Annotated in this window: 9 protein-coding genes and 1 tRNA gene; 7 read left to right on the top strand and 3 right to left on the bottom strand. The window is 58.6% G+C overall.

All coding sequences use genetic code 11. The annotated features are described in order from the left end of the window. From EOE18_RS10390 to EOE18_RS10360, 7 genes are all read left to right on the top strand, one after another. The coding region (locus EOE18_RS10390) for a recombinase zinc ribbon domain-containing protein (RefSeq protein WP_181953040.1) at positions 1-744 on the top strand (744 nt) is incomplete at its 5' end. Between the two features lie 154 nt (positions 745-898). Next, positions 899-2,257: a tyrosine-type recombinase/integrase gene (locus EOE18_RS10385; RefSeq protein ID WP_127709172.1), complete on the top strand. Its 1,359-nt coding sequence runs from the start codon at positions 899-901 to the stop codon at positions 2,255-2,257. A gap of 567 nt (positions 2,258-2,824) precedes the next feature. After that, complete coding sequence (locus tag EOE18_RS10380; protein ID WP_127709170.1) at positions 2,825-3,424, top strand: hypothetical protein; 600 nt, start codon at positions 2,825-2,827, stop codon at positions 3,422-3,424. A gap of 96 nt (positions 3,425-3,520) precedes the next feature. Further along, the gene (locus EOE18_RS10375; RefSeq protein WP_164852725.1) at positions 3,521-3,763 is read left to right on the top strand and encodes a helix-turn-helix transcriptional regulator; all 243 of its coding nucleotides are present in this window, start codon (positions 3,521-3,523) and stop codon (positions 3,761-3,763) included. Further along, on the top strand, positions 3,760-4,098 hold the full coding sequence (locus EOE18_RS10370; protein WP_127709166.1) for a hypothetical protein: 339 nt from the start codon (positions 3,760-3,762) through the stop codon (positions 4,096-4,098). Before EOE18_RS10375 ends, EOE18_RS10370 begins: the two co-directional genes overlap by 4 nt. Beyond that, positions 4,095-6,674 carry a DUF927 domain-containing protein gene (locus EOE18_RS10365; RefSeq protein ID WP_127709164.1) on the top strand — a complete coding sequence of 860 codons (2,580 nt, stop codon included), beginning with the start codon at positions 4,095-4,097 and terminating at the stop codon, positions 6,672-6,674. The genes EOE18_RS10370 and EOE18_RS10365 overlap by 4 nt, the downstream gene beginning before the upstream one ends. 150 nt (positions 6,675-6,824) lie before the next feature. Further along, the gene (locus EOE18_RS10360) at positions 6,825-9,524 is read left to right on the top strand and encodes a tetratricopeptide repeat protein (RefSeq protein WP_127709162.1); all 2,700 of its coding nucleotides are present in this window, start codon (positions 6,825-6,827) and stop codon (positions 9,522-9,524) included. A gap of 320 nt (positions 9,525-9,844) precedes the next feature. Here EOE18_RS10360 and EOE18_RS10355 read toward each other — a convergent pair. From EOE18_RS10355 to arsH, 3 genes are all read right to left on the bottom strand, one after another. Further along, positions 9,845-9,921: transfer RNA gene (locus EOE18_RS10355), tRNA-Arg, on the bottom strand. Between the two features lie 73 nt (positions 9,922-9,994). After that, positions 9,995-10,534 carry a hypothetical protein gene (locus EOE18_RS10350; protein WP_127709160.1) on the bottom strand — a complete coding sequence of 180 codons (540 nt, stop codon included), beginning with the start codon at positions 10,532-10,534 and terminating at the stop codon, positions 9,995-9,997. Positions 10,535-10,544: 10 nt separating this feature from the next. Beyond that, the gene (gene arsH / locus EOE18_RS10345) at positions 10,545-11,309 is read right to left on the bottom strand and encodes an arsenical resistance protein ArsH (RefSeq protein WP_127709158.1); all 765 of its coding nucleotides are present in this window, start codon (positions 11,307-11,309) and stop codon (positions 10,545-10,547) included. Position 11,310 lies beyond the last annotated feature (1 nt).

Raw genomic sequence — 11,310 nt, 5'->3', positions numbered from 1 at the left:
ACTAACCTCCTGACTGGTGTCGCTGTCTGCGGTTGCGGCGGCGATGGCTGCGGAGGTGGCATGACCACTGCCACAGGCAAAAGTGGCCAATACCGTTATTATGCCTGCAGTCGCCGTGCGACCGCAGGAACGACTGAATGTCGCGGTCGCCGAATCCCCATGGAAAAGCTCGACGACATCGTCGTCAAGGCGGTATCAAAACATGTTTTACAGCCCGACCGGTTAAGCACGCTCCTGAAGACATGGTTGGACAGGAGTCAAGATGCTCAAGCGAACCGGCGCGACCAATTAAAACAGCTGCGGACTAAGATGACCAATCTTGATGGTGAACACGCGAATGTCATCAAGCTTGTGAGGAACGGTATTTGCCAAGCTGACGATCCGCAAATCGCTATAGAGATTAACAATATCGCCGCTCAAAAGCGCGCGATTGCAATCGACATCGAGAGACTGGAACGGCAATTGGCCGACGGTGACCGCCGCATCACGCCGGAAATCATCCACAAGTTCGGTGAGCTAATGGTAAAAAATCTGCGTGATAAGAGCGCGCCAGCAAGGCGCGATTACGTCCGGCTGCTCGTCGACCGAGTCGAGGTGGGCACGACCGAAATTCGAATCTGCGGATCTAAATCGCGACTATCAAAAGCCGCCATGGGAACACCACCACATTTGGTGCCCAAAGCTGAACGTGAATGGTGCACCCGACTGGATTCGAACCAGTGGCCTTCGCCTTCGGAGGGCTAAGGATGGCACTTTCACCCCATATCATCGCCTTGCATAAACCAATAAAAACGCCGGTTTTCCTAGACCTTCTCTTGCAGCCTGTTGCTTGCACTTGCGCCCCATTTCATGCTTGGTGCTAGGATGGTGCTAGGACAGAAGAAGCGGAGGTTCGGAAATGACCGATGGAAAGCGGGCAGAGCGACTAACGAAACGAACCGTTGATGCCGCTCAACCAGCTGAGCGGCGCTATATCATTTGGGATGTAGACCTCAAGGGATTTGGCCTGCGGGTGTTCCCGAGCGGGGCCAAGTCCTTCATTGCTTTCTATCGGGCTGGAACAGGCCGCAAGGCTCCTATGCGTGAATACGCGATAGGGAAGTTTGGCACACTCACGCCAGAGCAAGCGAGGGCCGAGGCTGAGCGCCTATTGAGCGCGGCGCGTCTTGGCGCTGATCCCCAAGCGGACAAGGCAAGGCTGCAACGCGAAATGACCGTGGCCGAACTATGCGACCTCTATTTGGCCGAGGGCACAGCCACCAAAAAGGCCAGCACCTTGGTCTCTGATCGGGGCCGGATTGAAATTCACATAAAGCCCTTGCTGGGCAAAAAGCCGGTTTCGTCTGTTACCTCTGGTGATGTTGAACGCTTCATGCGCGATGTTGCCGAGGGCAAGACCGCCAAGCCACCCGAAAAGCTGCGCAAGCAAGTGATCCGCCACGTTCGGGGCGGCAAAGGCACGGCAACGCGAACGGTTGGGCTATTGGGCGGGATTTTCAGCTTTGCGGTTCGGCACAAGCTGCGGCCTGACAATCCGGTGCGTGGTGTCACCCGCTATAAGGATGGGCGATGCGAACGCTTCCTGTCTGCCAAGGAACTGGGCAAGCTGGGCGAGGCTATCACCAAGGCAGGAGCCGAGGGCAGCAACAGACTTGGGCTGGCCGTCATTCGCCTGCTTATCACCACAGGAGCGCGCAAGGGTGAAATTGAAGGCCTGCGCTGGGATGAGGTGGACTTTGACCGCTCTGCCCTGCGGCTGAAAGACAGCAAGACAGGGGCCAAGGTGATTGCCATTGGCGCGCCTGCGCTGGCCGTGTTGTCCGAAGTGAAGGCATGGGCCAAGGAAGCGCAACAAGAGGCCGAGGCCAAGGCAAAGGCTGATGGCCAGCCGAAGCCAGTCCCGTCGCCTTGGGTGTTCCCCGCTGGGCGGGGCAGCGATAGCCATTGGACAGGAACGCCTAAGCTATGGGCCAAGGTGAGCGAATCGGCAGGGCTGGGCGATGTGCGCCTGCATGATCTGCGGCACACTTACGCAAGCCTAGCAGTCGGCGCGGCTGGCGGTGGTCAATCTCTGGCAGTAATCGGCAAACTGTTAGGCCATGCCGATGTGCGAACCACAGCGCGCTATGCCCATTTGGCCGATGATCCGCTGCGACAGGCAGCCGATAGGATTGCACAGGCCGCAGCCGCAGGGCTGGCGGGGCAGTCTGCCGAGGTTGTGCCTATCGGTAAGGGGCAGCGCAGCCGCAAGGCATGATGCGCGGGGGGAGAGGGTGAAGGGAGCCACACGCGCGCGGCATTTCATGGCATCCAGCGGGCGCGGTGGCGGGCCATAGGGGGGGTAGGTAAAACTTGGGCGGGGGGGGTGTCAGGACACCGGCAACAGCCCCATTCAGGGATTTTTTTCGGCTCTGGGCGAGTTTCATTTGAAGGGCAGTCGGTGAGGCCTGCAACAGGTTCAAGCATGACTGCCGATGCCTTCGCCCGTCAACGCGCTGGATCTTGTTCTTGCCAGCGCCGCGCCTGCCCGATCTGGCCCCTAATCGCCGCAGGGTTTCGCCCTTGCTGAAATGCCTGATTTTTGGCCGAGTTTTTCCCTGTCCTGTGCTGGCGCAGCGGGGAGCCTTGTTTATATTGGGAACAATGGGAACATGGGAACACACACCACATAAAGCGCAATCTGCCGAGGTTTTGCGCCTTACAGGACTGTTCCCAAGCCTATTGCTGTCCTTGGGATCATTGGGAACAGATTTAGGCCGATGCAAAGGCCATTTTCCCCGCGCTTGTGGTGCCCCGCCCTGCCCGCTTTCCGGAGGCTTTCGCTATGCCTAGGGCTTCTTGGGGCGCTGATCTGCCCGAAATCAACCATTCCCGCGATGCGCGGGCGCAGTTTGAAAAGCATTGCGCGCCTGCCCGCTGGTCTGACTTCAACGCTATCTTACATGGCATCCGCCTGCAAATGGTGGAGCCAGAGGCGGCGGGCCTGCAAAAGAGGCTGGCCTATTTCATCATAGCAGTGGATCGGCAACGCGCTGAATTGAAGGCCCTGGAAAGGCCCTTGCGCGATGCCTTGGCTTCGGCGGCGGGTGGCGATGGGCCATTAGCGCAAATCCTGCGGGAGCAAGATAAGGGGGCCGCCCAAATCGCCGGATGGGCCGAAATGGCGCGGCGCGAAGTCGAGGGGAGCAACGGCAGGAAGGCCGAGTTGAAACATAGTCTGGCCGTAGCGCTTGCCCGAATGCTGGCCGAGGCGGGATTGACGTTAGAGAGAGACAAGGGGAAGCCATGGCCCGTTGTCTATGGTCTCGCGCTTGATGCCTTGGGCGTGAAAGACTCGGCTGAAAAGAACACGCTCGCTCGCGCCTATAAGGCCTGCTGCTTAAATGGCTGGTGGTCCAGCGAAGGCCGCTGGATTCCGCGCTAATGCTTTTCGGGACGGAATAGGCTCTTTTCAAAACCCATTCCGTCCCCGCCTCTTGATGACCTCCGCCTGATTGCCGTTATTTGAATGGGCCTCCCAATGAAACAGGAGGCTGCATTGGAATCGCAAAATCACTTGATGAAAACAGAGGAAGCGGGCCGCTATCTTGGTCTTTCCTCTTCTCTTTTGAATAAGCTGCGCCTCACGGGCGGCGGGCCGGTTTTCGTCCGGCTGGCGGGCCGCGCTATTCGCTATCGTAAAGCCGATCTGGACGCTTGGGTAAATGCTTCGGTGATGGCTAGCACCTCGGCCTATCCTGAAAGCACGGGGGCCGCAGCATGATGGCCGCTTATGATAGTGGCCAGCCGGAAAAGTCGCGGCGGGTGGACTTCGGCGCAATCAATCGGGCAGCGCTAAATAATGCTGTGGGCGTGGTGCGCGGACTTCTGCCAGATGGCCGATTGGAAGGGCATGAATATGCCTTCCGCAACCCGCTGCGGCCTGACAAGCGGCTGGGAAGCGCCAAGGTCAATGTCACAACCGGACGATGGGCAGACTTTGCAACAGGCGATGGTGGGGGTGATCTGGTGAGCCTCGCCGCATTTGTGTCCGGCCTGCCGCAGCGGGAAGCCGCTATTCGGCTGGCGCAATCCTTGGGGGTGTCGCCATGGGCATGAGTGATAAAGAGGCGATGCAGGGCCAAGACCCATTCGCGGGCATAACCCGCGCCATTGCCGAAGGTGGCAACGCAGACACAGGCGACAAGGCGGCCTTCAAAAGCAAGGCCACCAGCAAGTGCGCGGGCGACTGGGTGGATGTTGTGCCCGATGATGCGCCTAGCCCTCGGTCATCGCATAACACCCATGGCAGGCCTTCACAGGTTTGGTCCTATTGGGACTGCGCGGGGCGATTGATCCACTATGTTTGCCGCTTCGACAAGGCAGACGGGGCCAAGGAAATCATTCCGCTAACCCTGTGGCGTGAGGCAGGGCGGTTATCATGGCGATGGAAGGCCGCCCCTGTGCCGCGCCCGCTCTATGGGCTGGACCGGCTGGCCGCGATGCCAGCCGCGCCGGTCCTATTGGTGGAAGGCGAAAAGGCGGCCGAGGCAGGGGCGGCGCTGTTCCCTGACTTTGCGGTGATGACGTGGAGCGGGGGCAGCAAGGCGGCGGGCAAGGCTGATTGGTCGCCTATGGCGGGGCGGCGGGTGGTGATCCTGCCCGATGCCGATGCCGTGGGGCGCGAGGCTGCCGAGGCGGTGCGCAAGCTGGCGCTGGCCGCAGGGGCGGAGGGCGTGGCGGTGGTGCCATTGCCTGCCCATTTGCCGCAGGGCTGGGATTGCGCGGATGTGTTTCCGGTGGAATTTGATCGACTGGACTTAGCTGCGGTGGTCACCGACGCTTTGGAATCCGCCAGCGCGGGCAAGCTGGAATTGCCCCATGGCTATTCGATGGAGCCAGAGGGGCTATTCTGGCAGGAGGCGGGCAAGGATGGCGAGGCGGGGCGCATGGTCCTACTATCCGATGCCTTTGAGGTGCTGGGCGAGGCGCGAGACGCTGGCGGCGGCGATTGGTCACTGATTATCCGGTTCCATGACAGGGACGGCATACGCAAAACCAAGATCATCAAGCGCTCGCAAGTGGCTTCGGAAGCGGGCGCGGTTCGGTCTGAACTGGCGGGCGATGGCCTGTTCATTGATCCTGCCAGAGGCAAGACCGAACGCTTCGCCCGCTTCCTGATGGCGGTTAAGCACAGCCGCCGGTTGACGTTGGCCGAGCGAACCGGCTGGATCGATGCGGGGCGCTTCGTGCTGCCTTCGGGTGTGATAGCGGGGCCGGATGCCGAGCCTGTGCTATTCGATGGTGCGGCCTCGGCGCTGCATTATCGCCAGAAGGGCAGCTTGGGCGGCTGGCAAAACAGTCTGGGCCAATGGGCGGTTGGCAACCGCAATCTTACCTTTGCAATCGCGCTGGCCTTTGTCGGGCCGATCATGGGTTGGCTGGGTCTGGAAGGGGGCGGCTTTCACTTTCGCGGGGCATCCTCCACCGGCAAGACCTCGCTGGCATGGGCGGCGGGATCGGTCTGGGGTGGCGGCGGTCCTTTGGGCTTTGGCGCAAGTTGGCGCGCCACCGGCAACGCGTTGGAAGGCGTGGCCTATGGTCATTCCGAAACGCTGCTGATCTTGGATGAATTGGCCTTGGTTGATCCCCAAGAGGCGGGCGCGGCGGCTTATTCGCTGGCCGCTGGACAGGGTAAGGCGCGGGCAAGGCAAGATGGCGCGTTGCGCAAGCGCTCCGAATGGCGGGTGATGATCCTAAGCACGGGTGAAATCGGGCTGGCCGATCATATGCGGGCGGCCAAGCGGGCCGAGCGCACGATGACGGGGCAAGAGTTGCGCTTGCTGGACATGGCCGCCGATGCAGGGGCCGGTTATGGCGCATGGGAAGCGCTGCATGGAATGGCCAGCCCTGCGGCCTTCTCCGATGCGATCAAGACCGCCAGCGCGGCGCATTATGGCTTTGCCGGTCCTGCCTTTGTGCGGGGCTTGGTGGGCGATCTGGCGCATTGGCGCAAAGAGGTGGAGCGGCTGGCGGCGGGTTTTGTGGCCATGGCCAAGCAAGAGGATGACAGCGGGCAAATTCATCGGGCGGCGCTGCGCTTTGGCGCGGTGGCTGCGGCGGGAGAAGTGGCGGCGAGGCTGGGCGTTGTGCCATGGCCAGCCGGAACGGCGAAGGCGGCGGCGCTGGCCTGTTTCAACCAATGGGCTATCGGTTTCGGGCGCAAGGGGATGCGTGAGGATCGGCAAGTGCTGGTGACGGTGCGCAATGCCATTCAACAGAACCTTGCCCGATTCGGCACGGTGCGGGACAGGCTGGACGATGACGAAGGCGCAGCCAGCGCAAGGGCTGGTGAGGCGCGCTCCCTGTCCAGCCTCGGCTTTGTGCATGACATTCAACCGGCCAAGACCTGCTATCTGTTCCATGATGCCGGTTGGGCCGAGATCCTGAAAGGCTTTGACCTAAAGGCGGCGGCGGAAGCGCTGACCAAGGCGGGCTATCTGGTGACAGGCGATGGCGGGCGGCCAAAGCGCAAGATCGGCACAGGACCGAACCGCAACCAGCGCTTTTTCACGGTGAGAGCAGCTATTCTGGAATATGATGAGTATGAGATCGAGGGGATTGGGGAAGGTATCGGTATTGAGCGCGGTGGCGCGCAATCGGCGACGGTTATGAAGCCGCCGCCGGGGTGGTAGGAGAGGCGGCGCCGCAAGCTGGTTCCTGAAAGGTGCTAACTTGAGCAGAATATGACGGGAAGTGACAGAAAAAGGATGATTTTCAGGGATTCTTCGTGAAAGGTGCAAGACCTAGCGCTGTAGGCTAAATCATGGGTCGTAAGGTTTGCAATGTTTAGAAACTTCTCTCTTTGCCTCGCAATTCGCATTTTTTGTATCGGCTTTATCTCCTTTCTAGCGACGGGGATCCTGAGTTTTTCGACTCCATTGTTTGCGGCGACATCGTCTGTCGCGACGTCTGCGCCCCCTATTCCGTTGGCAACGCTTTCACCTGACCCAAAAATACATGATGCAGAACGTGCTGCTGATAAAGCGGAGCTCGCGCTTGAACTCGAACGAAGTAATGACTCTCACTTCAGTAGCCTTTTTGCTTGGGTTGGCACGGCATGGGCCACTTTGATTACACTGCTTGTTATTGCTTTAACATTCAAGTTTCGCAGTGACGCCATCGATGCCGCTACTACTGCCGCGAAGCAGGAAATCGCTAGCCAATCAGCAGCAGTGGAGCAATTTGTTGAAAATGCGAGAATATCTGCGAAAGAAGCAGAGAATGCTTTGCATGAAATTCGTAGTCGCCACGCGGAGGCCGCGTCAATTGTTCGTGAAATGAAGCCAGAAAGCGACCCAGAGCCATCAAAGCGCGAACCTATTGAGCAAGTTGCTTCAGAAGCTCGACTTAAACTGGCAGACAATAGAACGCCAGATGACTGGAAATCCTTAGTACTACATGCTGTTTATCAGAAGGATTTTTACAGCGTCTTGCGTGAGGCGAGGGCGATGGATTATTTCGTCAGCAACACTTCGCCCGTTGATGCGGCGTGGGCAATTTTGGCCATTGCAACTGCCTATAAGAAGCTTGAACAGATTCCCAATGAGCTATCCTGCTACGATGAGATTGAGAGGCGCTTTGGCGCCAGCAGTGAAGTGGATATTCAGAGATTTGTCGTTATTGCACTCCTAAATAAGGGCGCTGCTCTTGGCGAACAGGATGATCCTGCGAGAGCCATTGCAATGTTTGATGAGATCGAACATCGTTTTGGTTCTAGCGATGATCCGGCGATCCAGAGGTCGGTCCTTAAATCCCTTCTTAACAAGAGTTCAGCACTGAGCAAGCAGGGTGATCTTGCATACGCTATTGCAATTTATGATCATATAGAAGGTCGTTTTGGAGCCAGTGGCGAAGCATCTATTCGGGAGTTGGTCGTATCGGCCTTGCTCAATAAGGGCACAACTCTGGGCAAGCTGGGTGATCCTGCAAGCGCCATTACCACTTTTGATGATATCGAACGTCGTTTTGGTGGCAGTAGTGAGGCATCTATTCAGAAGTCGATCGTGGCGGCCTTGCTTAACAAGGGCGTAGCTCTGGGCAAGCAAGGCGATCGTGCTGGAGAAATTGCCACTTATGATGATATCGAACGTCGTTTTGGCGCCAATGGCGAGGCATCTATTCAGAAGTCGGTCGTGGTGGCCTTGCTCAACAAAGGCTTGGCTCTGGGCAAGCAAGGTGATGCTGCAAGCGCCATTACCACTTTTGGTGAAATCGAACGTCGTTTTAGCGCCAATGGCGAGGCATCTATTCAGAAGTCGGTTGCAGGGGCCTTGCTCAACAAGGGCATGGCTCTGGGCGAGCAAGGCGATCGTGCGGGCGCCATTGCTGCTTTTGACGAGATCGAACGTCGTTTTGGCGCCAATGGCGAGGCATCTATTCAGAAGTGGGTCGCAAGGGCCTTGCTCAACAAGGGCGTGACTCTGGGCGAACAAGGCGATCGTGCGGGCGCCATTGCTGCTTTTGACGAGATCGAACGTCGTTTTGGTAATAAAAGTGAGGCGCCTTTTCAGGGGTTGCTCGCGTCGGCCTTGCTCAACAAGGGCGTGGCTCTGGGCGAGCAAGGCGATCATGCGGGCGCCATTACCACTTTTGGTGAAATCGAACGTCGTTTTAGCGCCAATGGCGAGGCATCTATTCAGAAGTCGGTCGCAGGGGCCTTGCTCAACAAGGGCGTGACTCTGGGCGAGCAAGGCGATCGTGCGGGCGCCATTGCTGCCTTTGATGAGATCGAACGTCGTTTTGGCGCCAATGGCGAGGCATCTATTCAGAAGTGGGTCGCAAGGGCCTTGCTCAACAAGGGCATGGCTCTGGGCGAGCAAAGCGATCGTGCGGGCGCCATTGCCGCCTTTGATGAGATCGAACGTCGTTTTGGTGGCAATAGTGAGGCGTCTATTCAGGAATTGGTCGTGGAGGCATTGCTCAACAAGGGCGTGTCTCTGGGCGAGCAAGACGATCGTGCGGGCGCCATTGCAATTTACGATGAAATCGAACGTCGTTTTGGTTTCAGCGATGATGCGGTTATTCGAAAGTCGGTCACTAAAGCCCTTATTAACAGAAATGTAGTGCTGTGCGAGCAAGGAGATCTCGCGGGCGCCATTACTGCCTTTGATGAGATTGAACGTCGTTTTGGTGGCAGTAGTGAGGCGTCTTTTCAAGAGTTGGTCGCGTCGGCCTCGCTCAACAAGGGCATGGCTCTGTGCAAGCAAGGCGATCGTGCGGGCGCCATTGCAATTTTCGATGAGATCGAACGTCGTTTTGGCGACAGTGGCGAGGCATCTATGCAGAAGTTAGTCGTGAAAGCCTTGTTCAACCTTGCGTGTACATATGCATTGGAACGGAACGTTCCGGAAGCAACGCTTGCTCTAGGGCGTTGGGCTAAAAGTCGAGGGGAGTTTGATGCCGCTGCGGTTGCACAGGACTCCGACTTTGATACGATTCGCAGCGACCCCGCTTTCATCGAATTTTTGCGCCATCGCAGTTAAAGTTTTGATCGTTGATTGCCATCACTTTGCAGCACGTTTGCTGACCAACTGACAGGTCACCCGCCAAGTCCTGAAAAAGAGGGCTGTTCCCATGCCATAGGAGGCGGGAACAGCCCTCTTTCATATTGGGAACACAGGAAATCGCCTTAAATCAGTGACCTATGGACACTGCTCCCAAATTCCCGATGATCCCGCAAAAAATATAGACACCCCGCAACGCGGCTGGCGCAAGGCCTAGCGGTTTCGCGTCTGGTGCTAGGATGGTGCTAGGACAGGAGGTTTCAAGGTGGCGACCATTGCGCCTAAACCACTGAAAAATATGGTGCACCCGACTGGATTCGAACCAGTGGCCTTCGCCTTCGGAGGGCGACACTCTATCCAGCTGAGCTACGGGTGCAGTCCAGCCCCGTTAGCAGCGCTTGGGGCCAGAGGCTAGAGGCTTTTGCAAATTGTACCCAGCTTGGGCGCAATCAATCGGCGGCTTTGGCCTGCTGGATCAAGGCATAGGCCTCGCCCATCAAGGCCGTCACCGCGCTTTCGGGCAAAACCGCGCGCGGAACATAGGTCAGGCCTGCGCTGCCCTGCTTTTTCCAGGGGGCCACAAACAGGCCTTTGTCCGGCCCGAAATTAAGATCGATATATTTGGTCAACAGCGCCGGAGCATCCTCGGCATAAGCGATGCGGAACAGGGCCAGATCGACGATAACGCCCCCCATCATCACCCAGCGATGCGCGCCCAGAACCGGCACACCTTCCACCGCCAGCACGCCTTCCACCAATTGCACCGGCGCGGAAAGCTTGCGCTCCAGCGCCACGGCCAGAGCCGCGCTCATCAGCCCTGCGGGATGCGGTCCGGCAGGAAACAGGCCCAGCAAATCCAGCGCGCAACGGGCCAGCACGGCGCGGTCGGCCTCGTCCATCTGATAGGCCTTGAAGGCCTTGGCCGCCGCCCAACCATGATGAAGCGCCACCAGCTTGCCCAGCTGGGTCATATCTTTGATGGTCAACATGGCCGCCCCTTTAGGCGTCCTGCCTGCCGCTGGCCAGTGCCGAAGCAAGCCCCGCCTGCTCCACCGGCGTCACCACCGGCTGATCGCGCTCCACGCGCTCGGAATAGCGGTCCACCAATTGATCGGCATGCGGGCGCAACAGCACGGTAAAGCGCACCAGTTCCTCGCATACATCCACAATCCGGTCATAATAGGAGGAAGGCTTCATGCGCCCTGCCTCGTCAAATTCCTCATAGGCCTTGGCCACAGAGGACTGGTTGGGGATGGTGAACATCCGCATCCAGCGGCCCAGAATGCGCAAAGTGTTGACGCTGTTGAAGCTTTGCGAGCCCGCGCAAACCTGCATCACGGCCAGACTGCGGCCCTGCGTGGGGCGCATACCCTTCATCGCCAGCGGCAGATGGTCGATCTGGGTTTTCATAATGCCGGTGATCTGGCCATGGCGTTCGGGGCTGCACCAGACTTGGCCCTCGGACCACAGCGACAATTCGCGCAATTCGTGGACAGCAGGGTGGTCATCACCCGCCACCTGATCGGGCAGAGGCAGATCGGAGGGATCAAAGATCTTCACCTCGCAGCCGAAATGGATCAGCAGCCGTGCCGCTTCCTCCACCACCAGCCGCGAATAGGACCTTGCGCGCAAGGAGCCATAGAGCAGCAGAATGCGCGGCTTGGGATCAAGCGGGCCCAGCCCCAGCGCGGGGCTGGCATGAACGTAATCAGGCTTCAGCGCGGGCAGGTGATGCGGGTCGGACAGGAGACGCAGGCGGCTCATC

This window comes from Novosphingobium umbonatum, from assembly GCF_004005905.1.
GTDB classification, from domain to species: Bacteria; Pseudomonadota; Alphaproteobacteria; order Sphingomonadales; family Sphingomonadaceae; genus Novosphingobium; species Novosphingobium umbonatum.
The sequence above is the reverse complement of the archived record's forward strand: the minus strand, read 5'-3'. Positions and strand labels throughout refer to the sequence as shown.